The sequence below is a fragment of the Dactylosporangium sp. NPDC049140 genome (genome assembly GCF_040648435.1).
The window spans coordinates 1-18,097 of sequence record NZ_JBEZDS010000030.1; the positions used below are offsets into that span (position 1 = coordinate 1).

18 protein-coding genes are annotated in these 18,097 nt (G+C 73.6%); 11 read left to right on the forward strand and 7 right to left on the reverse strand.

Annotated features, from left to right (window positions below; translation table 11 throughout):
• Positions 1-126 precede the first annotated feature (126 nt).
• On the reverse strand, positions 127-1,875 hold the full coding sequence (locus AB0B76_RS36350) for an RICIN domain-containing protein (RefSeq protein ID WP_360384130.1): 1,749 nt from the start codon (positions 1,873-1,875) through the stop codon (positions 127-129).
• Between the two features lie 113 nt (positions 1,876-1,988).
• On the reverse strand, positions 1,989-2,453 hold the full coding sequence (locus AB0B76_RS36355; RefSeq protein WP_360384133.1) for a hypothetical protein: 465 nt from the start codon (positions 2,451-2,453) through the stop codon (positions 1,989-1,991).
• Positions 2,454-2,501: 48 nt separating this feature from the next.
• Here AB0B76_RS36355 and AB0B76_RS36360 point away from each other — a divergent pair, with 48 nt between their 5' ends.
• From AB0B76_RS36360 to AB0B76_RS36375, 4 genes are all read left to right on the forward strand, one after another.
• The gene (locus AB0B76_RS36360; protein ID WP_360384135.1) at positions 2,502-3,185 is read left to right on the forward strand and encodes a response regulator transcription factor; all 684 of its coding nucleotides are present in this window, start codon (positions 2,502-2,504) and stop codon (positions 3,183-3,185) included.
• Between the two features lie 55 nt (positions 3,186-3,240).
• The gene (locus AB0B76_RS36365) at positions 3,241-4,491 is read left to right on the forward strand and encodes an ATP-binding protein (protein WP_360384138.1); all 1,251 of its coding nucleotides are present in this window, start codon (positions 3,241-3,243) and stop codon (positions 4,489-4,491) included.
• A 70-nt stretch (positions 4,492-4,561) separates the two neighbouring features.
• Entirely contained in the window at positions 4,562-4,951 is a 390-nt protein-coding gene (locus AB0B76_RS36370; RefSeq protein WP_360384141.1) for a hypothetical protein, read from the forward strand.
• Between the two features lie 16 nt (positions 4,952-4,967).
• Positions 4,968-5,675, forward strand: coding sequence for a methyltransferase domain-containing protein (locus AB0B76_RS36375; RefSeq protein WP_360384144.1), 708 nt, complete (start codon positions 4,968-4,970; stop codon positions 5,673-5,675).
• Here the strand turns inward: AB0B76_RS36375 and AB0B76_RS36380 are convergent.
• Entirely contained in the window at positions 5,648-6,193 is a 546-nt protein-coding gene (locus AB0B76_RS36380; protein WP_360384147.1) for a TetR/AcrR family transcriptional regulator, read from the reverse strand. The genes AB0B76_RS36375 and AB0B76_RS36380 overlap by 28 nt on opposite strands.
• 21 nt (positions 6,194-6,214) lie before the next feature.
• Here AB0B76_RS36380 and AB0B76_RS36385 point away from each other — a divergent pair, with 21 nt between their 5' ends.
• From AB0B76_RS36385 to AB0B76_RS36410, 6 genes are all read left to right on the forward strand, one after another.
• Positions 6,215-6,685, forward strand: a complete 471-nt coding sequence (locus tag AB0B76_RS36385) for a DUF2306 domain-containing protein (RefSeq protein ID WP_360384150.1) — start codon at positions 6,215-6,217, stop codon at positions 6,683-6,685.
• Between the two features lie 57 nt (positions 6,686-6,742).
• Positions 6,743-7,510, forward strand: coding sequence for a class I SAM-dependent methyltransferase (locus tag AB0B76_RS36390; RefSeq protein WP_360384153.1), 768 nt, complete (start codon positions 6,743-6,745; stop codon positions 7,508-7,510).
• A gap of 65 nt (positions 7,511-7,575) precedes the next feature.
• Positions 7,576-8,079 (forward strand): toxin-antitoxin system HicB family antitoxin, encoded by a 504-nt coding sequence (locus AB0B76_RS36395; RefSeq protein WP_360384155.1) that lies wholly within the window; start codon positions 7,576-7,578, stop codon positions 8,077-8,079.
• Between the two features lie 73 nt (positions 8,080-8,152).
• Positions 8,153-9,016 (forward strand): hypothetical protein, encoded by an 864-nt coding sequence (locus AB0B76_RS36400; protein ID WP_360384157.1) that lies wholly within the window; start codon positions 8,153-8,155, stop codon positions 9,014-9,016.
• Positions 9,013-9,762, forward strand: coding sequence for an ATP-binding cassette domain-containing protein (locus tag AB0B76_RS36405; RefSeq protein ID WP_360384159.1), 750 nt, complete (start codon positions 9,013-9,015; stop codon positions 9,760-9,762). The genes AB0B76_RS36400 and AB0B76_RS36405 overlap by 4 nt, the downstream gene beginning before the upstream one ends.
• Before the next feature lie 11 nt (positions 9,763-9,773).
• Complete coding sequence (locus tag AB0B76_RS36410) at positions 9,774-10,535, forward strand: ABC transporter permease (RefSeq protein ID WP_360384161.1); 762 nt, start codon at positions 9,774-9,776, stop codon at positions 10,533-10,535.
• A 28-nt stretch (positions 10,536-10,563) separates the two neighbouring features.
• On the opposite strand, the gene AB0B76_RS36415 is transcribed toward AB0B76_RS36410, so the two are convergent.
• On the reverse strand, positions 10,564-11,796 hold the full coding sequence (locus AB0B76_RS36415; RefSeq protein WP_360384163.1) for a cytochrome P450: 1,233 nt from the start codon (positions 11,794-11,796) through the stop codon (positions 10,564-10,566).
• Positions 11,797-11,809: 13 nt separating this feature from the next.
• Entirely contained in the window at positions 11,810-13,456 is a 1,647-nt protein-coding gene (locus AB0B76_RS36420; RefSeq protein ID WP_360384165.1) for an FAD-dependent oxidoreductase, read from the reverse strand.
• A 247-nt stretch (positions 13,457-13,703) separates the two neighbouring features.
• On the opposite strand from AB0B76_RS36420, the gene AB0B76_RS36425 reads away from it, so the two are divergent.
• Positions 13,704-14,315, forward strand: coding sequence for an adenylate kinase (locus AB0B76_RS36425; protein WP_360384167.1), 612 nt, complete (start codon positions 13,704-13,706; stop codon positions 14,313-14,315).
• 7 nt (positions 14,316-14,322) lie between these two features.
• On the opposite strand, the gene AB0B76_RS36430 is transcribed toward AB0B76_RS36425, so the two are convergent.
• Together AB0B76_RS36430 and AB0B76_RS36435 are read right to left on the reverse strand one after the other, a co-directional pair.
• Positions 14,323-17,085, reverse strand: a complete 2,763-nt coding sequence (locus AB0B76_RS36430; RefSeq protein ID WP_360384169.1) for a LuxR C-terminal-related transcriptional regulator — start codon at positions 17,083-17,085, stop codon at positions 14,323-14,325.
• 120 nt (positions 17,086-17,205) lie between these two features.
• Positions 17,206-18,072 (reverse strand): LysR family transcriptional regulator, encoded by an 867-nt coding sequence (locus AB0B76_RS36435; protein WP_360384171.1) that lies wholly within the window; start codon positions 18,070-18,072, stop codon positions 17,206-17,208.
• Positions 18,073-18,097 lie beyond the last annotated feature (25 nt).

Sequence of the window (18,097 nt, forward strand, 5' to 3'; positions counted from 1 at the left end):
CTCAAGACCGCCAACCACGAGATCCTGTTCACCTCGACCGGCAGCACGGTGACCATCACCGTCGACGTGGACGGCAAGCAGGCGCTGAACAACACAGGTGCGGCCCGGCGCGGGACACCTCAACCCCTATGAAGACCGGTAGGTCCCGTCGAGGAGGCCGTTGACGTACTTCTCCACGTTCGTGTATCCGGTGTGGTCGAAGTCGCCGGTGGCGTCGCTCGCGCTGTTCGGATCGAGGCCGTGGGCGCTCTCCCACGCGTCGGGCATGCCGTCCCGGTCGGCGTCGGCGGGCGCGGTGCCGCCGGCGAGGGTCCCGTACCCGTTGTTCCCCAGCCCCGTGCTCGTCTGGTGCGCCCACAGGTCGCCGGACCTGCCCAGCGACTGCACGTCCTTGACCACGAGCGCGTCGACCTGGTCGCGGGGCAGCGCGCCGGCCTTGGCCACCACGTTGGCGTAGGCGGCCGCGGCGCTCGTGGCCGGGATGCCGTTCGTGGTCGCCGACCAGGGGCTCGACAGCGCGGTCGCGCCGCCGCCGAGGCCGAGGGTCGAGCCGTTGAGCGCGCCGTCCTTGTTCGAGTCGATGACGTTGCCGGAGTTGTAGACCGACTGGTTGCCCATCTGGTAGTACGCGTTGCTCGCGTTCGTGGTCCGCGGGCCGGTGATGAAGTAGTTGCCGATCACGTCGTGGGTGAAGTGGCCGCTGGAGTTCCCGGCGGTGTACCCGGCCTGGTAGTTGTACACGACGTTGTTGATGTACTGCGTGTTCGCCTTGGCCAGCGGGCAGCGGTTGTGCGCGTTGGCGAAGAGGTTGTTGTACCAGGTGTAGGGCCCGGTCTCGGTGTGCGCGGCGAACTGCTGGCCGATCGGGTCGGCGTCGATGGAGTACTGGACCGTGATGTCCGTGGCGCCGACCGAGTCGATGTTGTTCCACTGCGCGAACTCGATCGAGACGTGGTCGAAGATGATCTTGCTGCCGTTGTAGAAGTTGACGCCGCTCTTCTTCTCGTCGGGGTCGAGGTCGCCCTGGCGGAAGCGGAAGTTGCGCACGATCACGTTCGTCGAGTTCGCGAACGAGACCTCGCGGCCCATGATGCCGATGCCGCCGCCCGGCGCGGTCTGCCCGGCGATGGTCAGGTTGCTCTTGACACTCACCGCGGACGAGAGGTTGATGTAGCCGCCGACGTCGAAGACGACGATGCGGCCGGAGGAACTGACCGCGTCCCGGAACGAGCCCGAGCCGCTGTCGTTGAGGTTGGTCACGTGATAGACGCTGCCGCCGCGCCCGCCGGTGGCCGCCGCCCCGAAGCCCACCGCGCCGGGAAAAGCCACGGCCGGACCGCCGGGTGTACTCGTAGGGCCGCTGATCAGATTGAACGACCATTGCATCCGGGCGATGTCGGAGCAGGTCTCCTGCACGATCGGGTTGTTGCCCGCGGTGGAGCCGTCCTTGTCGCTGATGCACAGATTCGAAGCCGCGCTCTTGATCAGGTACTTGCCGGCGGCCGCGGTCGAGGCGGTCAGCTGCCAGGTCTGGTTGGCGCTGGCCCCGCACGTCCACTGCCACAGCTGCGTGCCCGCGGTGGTGGACGAGTTCGGCACGTCGACGCACTTGCCGCCGGCCACGCCGACCAGGCCGTAGGCGCCGTTCTGGGCGACCACCCGGAACTGCTGGTTGCTGCACGCGAGCTGGACCAGCAGGTCGCCGTTGGCGGTACCGGTGCCGCTGACGTTGAGGCACTTGCCGGACGCGCCGGAGGCGAGGGTGTAGGTGCCGCCGGCGACCGGGGTGCTGGCGGCCTCGGCGGGCCAGACCGCGACGGCGACCCCACCGGCCACCACGGCCGCCGCGGCGGCCGTGAGCGCGATTCTTCGCATCGGAGCGTCCTTTCTTTCGTGAGGGATCGCCACGAAAGATGCCGGCCGGACGGATCGATAACGGTTTTTGCCGTGCGGGTGTTTCCGCGTGTGGGCTGGGCGTGAAAGCTACATCAGTCGTCGTCGGCCACGGCCAGGGCCGGTTCGCCGTCGCGGCAGGTGACCTGGGCCCGGACCGGGCCCCCGCCGGAGCGCGCCTTGAACCGCAGCGAGGCCGTCGCCGCCGGGCCGCGCTGCACGTGGTCGGTCTCGAACCCGGAGCGGGGGATCCAGGAGTCGAGGTACGCCTGCCCGCCGGGGCACGAGGCCACGATGCTGCCCCCGGCGGTGGCCAGGGCCCGGCTCGCCGCCCTGTTCCCCGAGGGCGCCGGGCTGTTCTCCGGCGGCGCCGGGCGGTTGGACGCCGGCGCCGGCGTGGTGGGGGCGAGCTGGGCCTCCACCTCCGTCTCGCGCAGGGGCGCGTCCGACGGGCCGAAGAGGCCGCGGCTCAGCGAGCCGACCGCCCCGATCGAGGCGGCCGTCGCGAGCGCCGCGGCCGCCAGCCACGCCGCGATCGCCAGGGGCCAGCGCATCCGCATGGCTCCAGTGTCCGCCGGGCAACGATAAAGCGCGGTTAAGCTCGCCATATGGCGAAGGTGCTGATCGTGGAGGACGACGCGACGATCCGCACCGGGGTCCTCAAGGCACTCGCGGGGCGGGGGCATGTGGTGGTACCCGCCGCGACCGCCCTCGAGGGCCTGCGCCTCGCCGTCGCCGAGGCGCCCGACGTGGTGCTGCTCGACCTCGGGCTGCCCGACCTCGACGGGCGCGAGGCGCTGCGCATGCTGCGGGCGGTCAGCCAGGTGCCGGTCATCGTGGTCACCGCCCGGCGCACCGAGGGCGAGATGGTGCGCGCCCTGGACGCCGGGGCCGACGACTACGTGGTCAAGCCGTACGGGGCCGAACAGATCGACGCGCGGATCCGGGCCGTGCTGCGCCGCTCGGCCCCGCCCGACCCGCCCTCGACGGTGGTCGAGGCCGACGGGGTGCGGATCGACCCGCGGGCGCGCACGGCGACCCTGGACGGGGCGCCGCTGGAACTCACGCCGCGCGAGTTCGACCTGCTGCACTACCTGGCGGCGCGGGCGGGTGCGGTGGTATCGAAGCGGGAGCTGCTCACCGAGGTGTGGCAGGTGCCGTACTCCGCCGCGGACAAGACGGTCGACGTGCACCTGTCGTGGCTGCGGCGCAAGCTCGGGGAGACCGCCCTGGAGCCGCGGCGCCTCCACACCGTGCGGCGCGTCGGCGTGCGCTTCGGCCGGCTGCCGTGAGGCGCCGGCTCGCGATCCTGCTGCGCGCCGGCGTGCGGTGCGTCGGGCGGCTGCCGTGAGGCGCCGGCTCGCGTTGCTCGTGGCGGCGGCCATGGCGCTGGTCCTCGTCGCGTTCCTGGTGCCGCTGGCGCTGCTGCTGCGGACCGCGGCCGAGGACCGGGCGGTCGCCGCGGCCACCGCGCAGGCCCAGTCCCTGGGCGCGCTCGTGGCCACCGCCGACGCGAACTCGCTGCGGCTCACCGTCGAGCAGGCCAATGTGGACACCGCGCATCCGGTGACGGTGTTCCTGACCGACGGTACCGTCATCGGCGCCCCCATCCCGGTGACGCCCGCGGTGCGCCTCGCCGCCCAGCGGGGCAGCTTCAGCGTCGAGCACCCCGGCGGCCGCGAGGTCCTGGTCGCCGTGCAGGGCCTGCCGGCCGGCCCCGCGGTCGTGCGTTCGTTCGTGCCCGAACGTGACCTGCGCCGGGGCGTGACCCGGTCGTGGCTGATCCTCGCCGCCGTCGGGCTCGGGCTGCTGCTGCTCGGCCTGGCCGTCGCCGACCGGCTCGCGGTCGCCGCCGTGCGCCCGATCCGCACCCTCGCCGCCGTCTCCGAGGGGCTCTCCGGCGGCGACCTCGACCGGCGCGCCCCCGCCGGCGCCGGCCCGCCCGAGGTGCGCGCGGTCGCCGCCGCCCTCAACCGCCTCGCCGGGCGCATCCGCGACCTGCTGCGCCAGGAGCGCGAGGCCGCCGCCGACCTCTCGCACCGGATGCGCACCCCGATGACCGCGCTGCGCCTGGACGCCGAGGGGCTCGCCGACCCGGCCGACGCCGCGCGGATGCTCGAGCACGTCGGCGCGCTGGACCGGGCGCTCACCGCGGTCATCGAGGACGCCCGGCGCGAACGGCCGGCGCCCGAGTGCGACGCCGCCGCGGTCGTCGCCGAGCGGGTCGCGTTCTGGTCGGTGCTCGCCGAGGACCAGGGCCGCGCCGTGCGTACCGCGCTCGACCCCGGCCCGCGGCCCGTCGCGGTGGCCGCCGCCGACCTCGCCGCCGCCGTGGACGCCCTGCTGGGCAACGTCTTCGCGCACACCGACGAGGGCACCGGCCTCGCGGTCTCCCTGCACGCCGGCCCCGGCCTGGTCGCCCTCACGATCGAGGACGAGGGGCCCGGCTTCGACCCGGCCGCCGGGGCGCGCGGCGTCAGCGGCGGCGGCTCGACCGGCCTGGGCCTGGACATCGCGCGGCGCACCGCGGAGGCGACCGGCGGCCGGCTCGTCGTCGCCGGCGCCCGGGTGACCCTGGAGCTCTTAACCGATCCTTAGCCCCGGGCCAGGACCCCGTTGACGAAGCGCACGGCACCGTTTGTCGCACAGACAGAAAGGTGTACCTCCCATGCGCAGACTTCTCATCATCACCGCGACGACCGCCGCGGCCCTGGCGATAGGCGGCACGGCCCTGGCGTCCTCGGGCCCGGGCCGTCACGACGACCGCCCGTCCCAGGTAGTGGTCAGTCCCGGCCCGTCCGAGGACAACCCGTCCCGAGGAGTGGACGACCCGGCCGAGGACTCGGCGAGCCCGTCGGGCTCGCCCACCGTCGATGACCACGGCGGACTCCGCACCACCGAACCGGGCGATGACCACGGCGGACTCCGGACGACCGGGCCCGGCGACGACCGCGGCGGACTCCGGACCAGCGAACCCGGCGACGACCACGGCGGCAACGGCGGGGGCTCCGACGACCGCGCCGGTGACGATCATGGGGGTTCCCGCCACCGGCGATAACTGCGATCATGTCGCCGTGCCCCTGCTCGACGACGACGCCCTCGCCGGATCGGCAGTGGTGGCGAACTCCGCGATGAACCGCGAACGCGGCCTCGACGGCGTCAACAGCTACGAACGTGAGCTCGGCTTCAACCCGGTCGAGGTGATCACGGCGCTGGCCCGGGTCACCGGCGCGCCGGACACGGTCGCATGGCTCGACCTGTGCTGCGGCTCCGGCCGCGCGCTGGTCGAGGCCGCGGGCCGCCTCGGCGAGCAGGGCGTGTCGGGCCGAGTGCTGGTCGAGGGCGTCGACCTCGTCGACGCCTTCGACCCCGCGCCCGACGTGCCCTGGCTGCGGCTGACCGCGGCGCCCGTCCAGGCCTGGGTGCCGCGCCGGCGGTACGACCTCATCACCAGCATCCACGGCCTGCACTACGTGGGCGACAAGCTCGGCCTGCTGGCCCGGGCGGCGGGCTGGCTGACCGACGGCGGAAGGCTGGTCGCCGACCTGGATCTGGCGGCGGTACGGCTGGAGGACGGCGCCCCCGCCGGTCGCCGCCTGGCCGCGGACCTGCGCGACGCCGGCTTCAACTACGACGGCCGCCGGCGCCGGATCGGCCGCGACGACCGCGGCGACGTGGCGCTGCCCTACGTGTACCTGGGCGCCGACGACCGTGCGGGCCCGAACTACACCGGCCAGGACGCCGTGCACTCGTACTATCGCAGGAACGGCAGGCCCGCGTAGCCGAGCTGCTCGGCGAAGTTCTCCCCGTCCACCTTGCCGGCCAGCTCCAGGCTCACCATGCCGTGCGCGAGCGCCCACAGGTGCAGCGCCACGGGCTCCGGGTCGTCGCCGGTGAACACGCCCTCGGCCTGGCACCGGGCCACCCCGGCGACCAGCGGCCGGTACGTTGCGTCGGCCGCCTCCGTGTGCCCGAAGCCGCCGGTGAACATCAGGCCGTACAGGTGCGGGCTGGCCAGCGCCGCCTCCCGGTAGGCGAACCCGAGCGCGATGAGGTCGGCGAGCGCGTCCCCGGACCGCGGCGCGGCGGCGAGCGCCGCGCCCAGCCGCCGGAACCCCTCCCGGTGCATGGCGTCGAGCAGCCCCTGCTTGTCGCCGAACAGCGTGTACACGGGCATCGTCGAGACCCCCGCGGCCGCGGCGACCTTGCGCAGCGAGAGCCCGCCGGGCCCCTCGTTCACGAGAATCCGCGCCGCGGCGTCGACCAGCCGCCCGGTGAGCTCGGCATTGACGTTCACCACGGCCGCGACTATAACAGTGTTATGCGCGATAACGTTGTTATTCCGCTTCACGCCGCCGCGGCGACGATCTCCCTGCTGCTCGGCGCCTTCAACCTCCTGCGCCGCACGCGAGGCGACCGCCCCCACCGCGTGGCGGGCCGCGTGTGGGTCGGCGCCATGTACTTCACGATCATCAGCTCGTTCTTCGTCAAGGCCCTGAACCCGGGCCACTTCAGCTGGATCCACGGCCTGTCGGCCTTCACGTTCGTGACGCTGAGCATCGCGCTGTGGGCCGCGCTGACGGGCCGCGTGGAGACGCACCGCCGCTTCATGACCGGCTCGTACCTGGGCCTGCTGGGCGCCTTCGCGGGCGCGGTGGCCGTACCGCAGCGGGATATTCCACAGTGGATCGTGCACCGCCCGCTGGAGCTGTCGCTGGGCGCACTGGCCTGCGTGGCGGTAGCGGCAACGGTCATCCTGGCGGGCCGCCGCGGCGCGCGGTCATCCGACTAGCGCCGCGAGCACGGAAACATGATGCCCGGGCGGGGGTGGCCTCGACATAATCTCGGCATGGGCGAGCGCGCGTTGAGCTTCGGGGCGGTGGCGGCGGCGTACGAGCGGTTCCGGCCCGGGTATCCCGCGCGGCTGTTCGATCTCGTGATGGGGTACGCCGGCCGGCCGGTTCGCACCGCGCTCGAGATCGGTGCCGGGACCGGGAAGGCGACCCGGCTGTTCGCGCGGGCCGGGATCGCCGTGACGGCAACCGAACCCGACGCGGCCATGCTCGCCGAGCTGCGCCGGTGCGTGCCGGCGGGCGTCACGACGCGCCGGGCCGCGTTCGAGGATCTGCTTCCCGGCGAGCGCTTCGGCCTCGTGTACGTGGCGGCGGCGCTGCACTGGACCAGCCCGGAGTCGCGGTGGTCGCGCATGGCCGCGCTGCTGGAGCCGGGCGGGGTGTTCGCCTCGTTCGGTGGTCCGATCGCGCCGGCCGATCCGGCCGTCGACGCGGCGGTCCGGGCCGCGCGGGCGCCGTTCCTGGACAGCGACGACATCCCGTCTCCCGACGGCACGGCCCCGGATGAGCCGATGCAGTGGCCGGGCACCGAGCTGCAGCGGTCGGTCTGGTTCGACGACGTGCGGCAGCAGGTCATCGAGCGGCGCCTGGCGATGGGCGCCGCCGACTACGTGGGCCACCTGTCGACAATCTCGGCGTACCTGGGATTGCCGGCCGGCGAGCGGGAGCAGGTGCTCGAGCGCATCGAGCGGGCACTGCCCGCGACGGTCGAGGTCAACGCCGACATCTTTGTCCATCTGGCGCGCCGGCGGGACGGGGCCTGACCGCCTGGTGTCATGTGGTGTCACTTGCCCTTGTCATGACACCACTCGGTGGCTACTGTGGTGTCATGGACCTCGACCGGTACGTCTCCGATCTCCAGAACCAGCTGGCTGCGGCGGCGGCGAACGGTGATGCGGACGCACGGGCCGTCGCGGAGCAGCTCAATGTCGCTCTCGAGCCGGCGGTCCGCCTCATGCTGCTCGGGGCCCTGAGCGACGTCGCCGGCGAGATCACGCAGCAGATCGCGCCCGGGTCGGTCGAGGTGGTGCTGCGGGGACGGGACCCGCACCTGGCGGTGACCCGGCCCGAGCCGGCGCCGGACGCGGCCGGTCCGACCGCGGCCGAGGTCGCGGCGCCGGCACCGGCGCTCGACGACACCGTGTCCTCCCGGACCACGCTGCGGCTGCCGGACCGGCTCAAGGCGCGGGCCGAGCAGGCCGCGGCCGAGGAGGGGGTTTCGGTGAACTCGTGGTTCGTCCGCGCGATCGCCGCCGCCCTGGAACCCGGCGTCCAGCGCGTCCCGCGGCGCGACACCAAGCAGGGCGAACGCTTCACGGGCTGGGCCCGCTAGGCCATATCCCATCGAACCTCACGGTCCCGTCGTGCGGCGGGACTGATCCGGCATGCCCATGTGGAGGTCAGCCATGCCCAGTTACGACGTTGCCGGCCCGATCGACCTCGAGGTCACGGCCGGCGCCGGCCTTGTCGAGATCGTCGCCTCGGAGCGTACCGATGCCGTCGTCGAGGTGGTGCCGAGCAAGCCCGGCCGCGGCGGCGACGAGTCGCTGGCCCGCGAGGCCTCGGTGTCGTTCGACGGCGGCCGGGTGCGGGTCAAGGTACCGCGGCGGCTCAATCTGTTCAGCAAGGGCGACTCGGTCGACGTCCGGTGCGAGGTGCCGACCGGTTCGCGGGTCACGGTCGAGACCGCATACGGGTCGGTCCGGACCCGCGGCGTGCTCGGGGACGCCCGCATCGTCGCGAAGTACGGCGGCGTCACGGCCGACACCGTCGCCGACCTCGTGCTCGATGCGCCGTACGGCAGTACCGACATCGCCGAGGTGACCGGCCGCCTCGACGTCACCGCCGGCCACGGGGTGCTGCGCATCGCCGAGGTGCACGGCAGCGCCCGGCTGCGCGCCGCCCACGGGTCCATGGAGCTCGGTACCGCGGGCGGCGACGTCGAGGCCGCCACGTCCGGCACGCTCACCATCGACCGCGCCCTCGGCGACGTGACCGCGCGCAGCGCCCACGGGCCCATCCGCATCCGGGAGGTCAGCGGCGGCACGATCCGGCTCGACAACGGCCACGCCGATGTCGACGTCGGCATCCCGAACGGCGTCGCGGCCTGGATCGACGCCAGCTCCGCGCACGGCCGGGTCCGCAACGAGCTCACCCCCGACCCGGCCGCCGCCGCGAGCGAACGCACGGTCGAGCTCCACCTGCACACCAACTACGGCAACGTCACCATCCGCCGCATCACCACCCCCCGAAGGGAAGCGCTGAGATGATCGAGGTAAAGGGCCTGCAGAAGTCGTACGGCGAGCTGCGCGTGCTGCGGGGCGTGGAGTTCGACGTGGCCAAGGGCAGCATCTTCGCCCTGCTCGGCTCCAACGGGGCCGGGAAGACCACGGTCGTGAAGATCCTGTCCACGCTGCTCAAGGCCGACGCGGGCACCGCCCGCGTCCACGGCTTCGACGTCGGCACGCGGCCGGCGGACGTGCGGGAGTCCATCAGCCTCACCGGCCAGTTCGCCGCCGTCGACGAGATCCTCACCGGCCGCGAGAACCTCGTGCTGGTCGCCCGGCTGCGGCACCTCAAGCAGGCCGGCAAGATCGCGGATGACCTGCTCGCGCGCTTCTCGCTGACCGAGGCGGCCGCGCGGAAGGTGTCGACCTACTCCGGCGGCATGCGCCGCCGCCTCGACATCGCGATGAGCCTGGTCGGGGACCCGCCGGTCATCTTCCTCGACGAGCCGACCACCGGGCTCGACCCGCAGGGCCGCATCGAGGTGTGGCAGTCGGTCAAGGAGCTCGCCGGCCGGGGCACGACGGTCCTGCTCACCACCCAGTACCTGGACGAGGCCGAACAGCTCGCCGACCGGATCGCGATCCTCCACGAGGGCCGCATCATCGTGAACGGCACCCTCAGCGAACTCAAGCAGCTGCTCCCGCCGGCCAAGGTCGAGTACGTCGAGAAGCAGCCCACCCTCGAGGACGTCTTCCTCGCCCTCGTCGGCGCCGGCTCGGACAAGTAAGGGGAACCGAGATGACCAGACACTTCTTCGGCGACACCGCCGTGCTGACCGGACGCTCGCTGCGCCACATCACCCGCAGCCTGGACACCATCATCACCACCACGATCATGCCGATCGCGTTCATGCTCCTGTTCGTGTACGTCTTCGGCGGCGCGATCAACTCGGGCGCCAAGTCCTATGTGGACTACCTGCTGCCCGGCATCCTGCTCATCACGATCGCCTCGGGCATCTCGTACACCGCGTTCCGGCTCTTCCTCGACATGCAGAGCGGCATCTTCGAGCGCTTCCAGTCCATGCCGATCGCCCGCTCGTCCGTGCTGTGGGCGCACGTGCTGACCTCGCTGGTCGCCAACCTCATCTCGGTCGTGGTCGTCGTGCTCGTCGCCCTCGTCATGGGCTTCCGCTCCGCCGCGGGGCTGCCGGCCTGGCTCGCGGTCGCCGGCATCCTGATCCTGTTCACCTTCACCCTGACCTGGATCGCCATCATCCCGGGCCTGGCCGCGAAGTCCGTGGACGGCGCGAGCGCGTTCTCGTACCCGCTCATCTTCCTGCCGTTCATCAGCTCGGCGTTCGTGCCGACGGCCACCATGCCGGGCCCGGTGCGCGCCTTCGCCGAACACCAGCCGGTGACCCTGATCGTGAACGCGATCCGCTCCCTGTTCACCGGGCAGCCGGCGGGCACGGGCATCTGGGGCGCGCTCGCCTGGTGCGTGGGCATCCTCGTGGTCGCGTACGCCTTCGCCATGTACACGTTCCGCCGCAAGATCTCCTAGCCGGACCGGCGCATCGGCCCGGGCCGCCTCAGGCCGCGGGTCCGAGGCCGTCGATGTCGACCGGCAGCCGGCGCGGGCCACGCAGGATCGGGTTGGGCCGGTACGGTGGCGGATCGGCGGCCAGGCGGGGTGCCCGCAGCCGGCGGGCGAGCGCGGTCAGCGCGATCTGGGCCTCGACCCGGGCCAGCGGAGCGCCGAAGCAGTAGTGGACGCCGTTGCCGAAGCCGAGGTGCTGGTTGTCGCGGCGGTCGGGGTCGAACCGGTCCGGGTCCGGGAAGCGGGCCGGGTCGCGATTGCCGGCGGCCAGCATCAGCGTGATCGGGGCGCCCTTCGGGATCGTCGTGCCGGCGACGCCGATGTCGGCGAGGACGGAGCGGCTGGTGATCATGTGCACGGGCGGCTCGTAGCGCAGCAACTCCTCGACCAGCCGGATGCTCAGTTCCGGTTCGCCGCGCAGCCGATCGAGCACCTCGGGCTCGCGCAGCAGGGTCAGCGTGCCGTTGGCGATGAGGTTGACGGTGGTCTCGTGGCCGGCGACCAGCAGCAGGACCGACGTGCTGATCAGGTCGTTGCGGGACATCGGCGCGTGCGGGCCGGTGTCGGTGAGCAGACCGGAGATCAGGTCATCCAACGGGTGGTGGGCGCGTTCGTCGATCAGTCCGGCCAGGTACGCGCCGAGTTCGGCCTGGACGCGGTTGCGCGTCTGCTGGCGCTCGGCGAACTCGCCGGTCGTGGGGTCGAACGTCGCGACGAACGCGTCGGCCCACCCGTGGAAGCGCGGCTGGTCCTCGAGCGGGACGCCGAGCAGCCGGCAGATCGCGGCTACCGGCAGCCGGTATGCGAAGTCCTCGACGATGTCGACACGGCCCCGCCCGTCCAGTTCGTCGATCAGGCGGTCGGTCGTCTCGGCCAGCCACGGGCGCATGCCGTCGACGCGGCCGGGCGAGCAGGGCGGCCCGAACGGCCGGTTGGCCAGCTCCCGGAGCCGGTCGTGTTCGGGTGGGTCGCGGCGGATGAAGTCCAGCGGCAGCCCCGGCGGAGAGTCCGGCGCCGGCTCGGCGGCGGGCGCCTGGTGGTTGCGGGGGTCGGAGCTGAGCCGCGGATCGTGCAGCAGCGCGACGATCTCGCGGTAGGTGCTGACGACATATGTGCCGTCGGGCTCGCGCGACACCGGGTTCTGTCGCAGCCGCGCGTACAGCGGGTAGGGATCGGCCCGGCTGCCGGGATCGAGAATCTGCTCGTAGATGGTGGCCTGCGCCATGTGGGCCTCCCGGTCATCGGTGGTGGACGAGTCCGGCGCGCAGCTCGCTGGGATCGTGCCCGGTGACCGTGACGGTCGCGTGCCGGCGCCGCGCCGCTTCGTCAGGCATCTCCGCCGGGACCGCCCGGGCGTCGGCCGGCTCGTCGACCCCGTGCAGCGCCGGCGGGAACGGCGCGCCGGCCTCGATCAGCGCCTGGTACGGGTCCAGCCACCGGGTCTGGTTGAAGGCGACGGCGGCGGTGAGGCGTCCCCGGAACCCGTAGGCGGCCACGAACCGGCCCTGCGCGATCGAGCCCTGGGCGATGACGACCTGATCGGCGAGGGTCGGCACGCCGACCGATTTGATGTTGGTGTCGAACTGCTCCGACCAGAACACCGGGACCGCCAGGTGCGGCCAGCGGCCGGTCGCCGGGCTGATCATGTTGTGCGCGGCGATCTGCGCCTGGGCCACCGCGTTGCCCCAGTGCTCCAGGGCCAGGAACTGGTAGTCGTACAGCGGATGCGGGAACCGCGCCACGTCGCCGGCTACGAACACGTCGTCGGTGACCACGCCGGCGGCGTCGAAGGCCCGGCAACCGGCGTCGCAGCCGACGCCCCAGCCCCCGACGGCCAGGCCGGAGCCCGCCAGCCATTCGGTGTTGCGGATCGCGCCCAGCGCCACCACCGCCACCTCGGCGTCGACGGTGTCGCCGTCGGACAGATGCGCGCGGCGCAAGCGCCCGGCGGTGTCTCCCTCGAGGCGCGTGACGGTCACACCGCAGCGCAGATCGACGCCGCGTTCGCGCTGCAGGCCCGCGGCGGCCTCGCCGACGATCCTGCCGAGCGCGCCGACCATGGGCGCGGGGCCCCGCTCGACGAGGGTCACCGCCAGGTCCCGATCGCGGCAGACGGAGGCGATCTCCGAGCCGGTGAAGCCGCCCCCGATGATCAGCACCCGGCCCGGGCGGGCGGCCAGACGGCGTTCCAGCCCGGCCGCGTCGTCGCGTGTCCGCACCGTGCACACGCCGTCGAGGGCGGCCTCGCCGGGATCGGACCACGGGCGGGCCCGGGTGCCGGTGGCGATGAGCAGCCGGTCGTAGCCGACCTCGCCGCCGTCGCCGAGCCGCACCCGCTTGGCGGCGGGGTCCATCCCGATCGCCGGCACGCCGAGCCGCCAGCTCACGTCCATCTCGTCGAGGAGCGGCAGCGCGGTATGGTCCGCCGGTACCCACCCGTCGAGAACCTGTTTGGACAGCGGCGGCCGGTCGTAGGGCCGGTAGGGCTCCTCTCCGATCATCGTGAGCTCGCCGGCGAAGCCCTCGCGGCGGAGGGTGACCGCGGCCGCGGCGCCGGCCAGCGACGCGCCGACGATCACGATCCGGCCCGAGCGCCGCAGCGCCTCGGTCGCGGCGTCACCCCCGCCCGGCGCCACGGGCCGCGGCGGCGTCATCCCCAGGTTCGTCGCGGACTGCGTGGCGGCCTCCCGGTCGTCGACGCGGTCGACGAGGATGGCCTGCACCGGGCAGGCCGCCGCGGCCTGCAGCACCCGCTCCCGCTGCTCGTCGGCGGGTGCCGGGTCGTACATCAGCGCCTCGGTGCCGCGCATCCGGAACACGTCGGGGGCGAGAAAGGCGCATTGCGCGTAGGACTGGCAACGCGTCAGGTTCACCACGACCTGCATTGCCGCACCTCCCGGAATCGGCCGATGGCAAGGCCTGCCCGGCCGCCGGCACAGCAAACCTCGCGAACGGGTCGTTGTCCGCAGCCGACCGGCCGGGCGCTTACGTCAGATGACCGCACCGGGCCGTCGCGGGCGGCAGGTGCGGTCATCTGACCAATGCGGAGCGCCCACCGGACGCCGCAGGCTTCTCGAAGGCGTTGGCCGACCGCCGGCGCCGGCCGAACGGAACCGGAGTCATGGAGGAAGCATGAGAGTCGTGATGATCGCGCCGCCCGGTGCGGGCAAGGGCACACAGGGCGCGCTGCTGGCCGCTCACCTGGGCGTGCCGCGGATCGTGACGGGCGAGCTGTTCCGAGACCACGTCGCGCGGCAGACGGCGCTCGGCCGTGCGGTGCGTGACCACATGGACCATGGGCGGCTCGTGCCCGACCACATCGTGCTGGACATGGTCGGCGATGCGCTCACCTCGGCCCGGGCCACCGGAGGCGGATACGTCCTCGACGGGGTCCCGCGCACGATGACCCAGGCGCGGGCCGTGCACACCATCGCCCGCCGGCTGGACATGACCACGGACGTGGCGTTGCACCTGGACATCGGCGACGACGAGGCGCGGCGACGGCTGCTGGCGCGGGCCGCGGCGGAGCGACGCCGCGACGACACGCCGGACGTCATCGACCGCCGGCTGCGGCTCTACCACCGGGCGACCGCACCGGTCCTGGGCTGGTACCGGCGGTTCGGAAATCTGGTATCCGTCGACGGTGCCCGCTCCGCCGACCGGGTGTGGGCGGCCGTTCAGGCCGCGATCGGTGTCCCGAACCAGAATCCCGACACCGTAGCGATCGCGGCCGACGTACTCTGAGCCGCGGTCATCGGGCCGGTCCGTGTTCGCTGCGGGCGAGGCTCTCCAGCGCGTCGCGCAGGGCCGCCCGCGACGAGATCCCGAGCTTCGGAAACAGCCGGTGCAGGTGCGCGCCGACCGTGCGATGGGACAGGAACATCCGTTCGCCGATCTGCTTGTTCGTCATGCCCGTGGCCGCGAGCTCGGCGATCTGCCGCTCCTGCGCGGTAAGCGTGGCCTGTCGGGGACCGGCCGGCGCGGTGGGGACCCCGGTGGCGCGCAGTTCGTGCCGGGCCCGCCGCGTCCACGGGTGCGCGCCGAGCCGCTCGAAACCGTCGACGGCCGCACGCAGGTGCAGCCGTGCGGTGGCCGTGTCGCGGGTGCGCCGCAGCCATTGCCCGTAGGCGAAGTGGATACGGGCCTGCTCCCATGGCCACCGCTCCGCCCCGGGCCGTGACAGCGCGGCTTCGAACCGTGCTCGGGTCGTACCGTCATCGGTGGCCAGCGCCGCCGCCCCGGCGGCGATGAGGGCCGTGCGCGGGGACGCCTGGGACAGCCCGGCCCGCTCGGCCTCCGCCACGTGGGTGCGGGCCTGTTCCGCCCGCCCGGAGTAGATGTCCGCCTCGACGAGGTCCAGGAGAACCCAGCGGGCGGGAATGCCGGTGCCGGGCACGTCCGGCCGGCTGATCCAACGGGCCTGGGCGTATGCGTCCTCGTAGTCGCCCTCGGCCAAGGATGCGATGACGCGCGCGTGCCGCGCGAACGCCTGCGTCATCCCCAGGCCCCGCGGCGCGGCCCAGGAGGTGACTTCGTCGGTGAGGGCGCTCGCGAGGCGCGCGTCGCCGCGGCCGGCCGCGATGAAGGCCAACCGGACCCGCAGCTGCGCCTTGAGCAGGTGGTAGCCGCAGGCCCGGGCCAAATCCAGGCCCTCGTGCGCCAGCGCCTCGGAGTCGTCCCAACGGCCGCAGTTGAAGGCGTCGGCGCTGAGCAGGAGCAGACCCGCGAGGACCGCGGCGACCGATCCGCCGTGGCGCTCCTCCTCGATCATGCGCCGGCACACATGGCGATAGTCGGACAGGACGTCGAGCCGCAGGGCGGCGAAGGCCAGCGGGATGAGCCAACGCGACGGCGTCTCCCCGGGAACGGCGGCGAAGGCCCGGTCGACGCCTTCGCGAACGGTCGAGAACGTCTGGGCCGGGTAGGTGAAGGCGTCGTAGCACAGCCGCAGCGGCGGCGCCGGAGCCGGGACGAGCCGGTCCAGCGCGTCGCGCAGCAGCTCCCAGAAGTCCGCCCGGGCCGCATAGATGCACACGAACAACAGCGCCGAGCGAAGATCGTCGATCCATCGGCTCGTTGCCCCGCCGGCGGCGTCCTCCAGCGCCCGCGACAGCAACCGGTGCGCGCCGTCGACGTCACCATCGGCGTTGAGCAGGTACACGGCCGTGGCCGCGGCGAACACCGAGCCGCTGCACGCGTCCGACTCCGACCGGGCCTCGTAGACCCGACGGGCCTCGGCCAGCATCTCGGGCACCCAGTCCAGCGGACCGGTGCTGCTGGCGAGAAACGCGGCCTCGATCAGCCGGCGGGCCCGGTCGCTCGCCCGGGGGCTCAGATCGGCCGCGCGCACCAGCGCGGTCACCGCAGCGACCGCCTTACCGCTGCGGAACTCGGACAGGAACGCCTGCTCCAGCCCGTTGGCCGCCGACTCGTCCGGGCCCGGCGCCGCCTCGGCCAAGTGCCACGCCCGGCGGCTGGCGTCGGCGGCCCGTGCGGCCAGCGCCCGGTGGGCGTCCCGGCGATCGGCGGGCGAGGACATCTGCACGACGGCCGAACGCACGATCGGAGGGCGGAACGAAAGCCGCCCGACCGGGTCCGCGACGAGGAGGCCGGCCCGTCGTGCCGATGCGACGTCGTCGAAGTCGGCGCCGCCCGGCGCGGCGTCCAGCAGTTCGGCCGAGCCCGCGCCGGCCCCGAGCGCGGCCAGCAACAGCAGGCGCCGGGCGTGTGCGGCCAGCCGCTCGAGGCTCGGGGCGAAGGCCGATTCCAGCCTCGCCGTCAGCGGCAGGAACGTCGGCGGTGGTTCCTGGGCGCGCCGCTGCGGGGCGGTCAGCGCCATCGGCAGCTCGGTCAGCGCGAGCGGGTTGCCGGCCGCCTCGTCCAGCAGCCGCCGCCGCACCTGCGGCGCCAGCTCGGGGTGGCGGGCGTCGAGCAGGGCCGCCGCCGCCGGCCCGGCCAGCGGTCCGATCTCGCGTTCCGGCAGACCGGCCCCGTCGAAGGGCGCCGCGTCCCCGGTTCGAACTGCGGCCACGAACGCGATCCGGGTGCCGGCCAGGCGACGGGCGATGAAGCCGAACGCCCGGGCGCTGGCGGCGTCGAGCCACGCCACATCATCGACCACGAGCAGCAGGGGGCGTTCGGCGGCCACGTCGTCGAGCAGGTCCAGCAGGGCGGACGAGACCGCCAGCGGGTCCGGCGAGCCGGTGCGGGACGGATCGAGGACCCGGCGAAGGACGTCGTTCCGGTCGCCGGACGACCGGGCGATGCGCCCGCGCAGCGGATAGAGCAGTTGGTGTACCGCCGAGAAGTCCACATCGGCCTCCGAGGGCGCCCCGCCGGCCCGCAACACCCGAATCCCGGCCGCCTCGGCGCGCACCGCCGCGGCGCTCAGCAACGCCGTTTTGCCGATTCCCGGCTCGCCCCGCCACAGCAGGCCCGGCACCGCCGGCATGGGGGCAGCCGGCAACATCGCGATCTGGTCCAGCTCGTCCGTGCGACCCAGCAGCTCGACCATGGCCTGTGGTCCCACTGGCCACCCGCCCGATGCAGCGCGAACACCCACGGCATTCGCGGCGAGAAAGGAATCCGGTCCCCTGAAGCGTACCGCCGGCCGACCTTGCGCCGAGGAGGACGGTCACGGACCGAGCGCGTCCCGGACCGCCGCGGCCGGGGCGGTCAGCGAGCCGTGCACGAGGTCGGTGCGGTGCACCAGGCGGGGCTCGACGACCGGCACGCCGCGCACCCCCGCGGTCAGGGCCGACGGCGGCAGCAGCGCCAGTCCCGCCCCCGCGCCGATCAACGACAAGAACACCGCGGCATCGGTACCAGGATAAGCCAACCCGCCCCGGAAGCCCTCCGCCCGCGCCAGGGCCCGCAGCTGGGTCAGCGGCGTGGCGACCTCGGGCGCGTCCAGCCACACCGCGTCGGCCAGGTCCGCCAGGCGCAGCCCGCGCCGGCCCGCGAGGGGGTGCCCGGCCGGCAGCGCGACGACGGCCGGGCGCTCGGCCACCGGCACGGTCGACAGCTGGCCCGCGTCGGGCAGCGGCAGCGGGTCGCTCGGCGCGGCCACGCCGTCGACCAGCCCGAGGTCCAGCTCGCCCACGGCCACCCCGGTCGCGACCGCGCCCGCGCCCGCGATGCGCAGCGTGAAGGTGACCCGCGGCATGGACCGCTGCACGCCGACGAGCGCGGCGGTGTCCACTCCGGACAGTGGGGTCGCGCCGAGTACCACCGACGCCGGCGGCGGGCCGGACAACCGCACGACGTCGGCCCGGGCCGCGGCCAGGCGCAGCAGGATCGGGCCGGTGTGCTCCAGCAGGCGGGCGCCGGCGTCGGTGAGCGCGACCGGGCGGCGGCGCAGCAGCGGCGCGCCGACGTCCTGCTCGAGCGCGGCGATGTGCTGGGAGACCGCGGACTGGGTGTAGCCGAGCTCGTCCGCGGCCGCGGAGAACGAGCCGAGCCGGGCGACGGCGGCGAAGGTGCGCAGCAGGTGCGGGTCCACGACATCATGATTCCTTATATCGGTA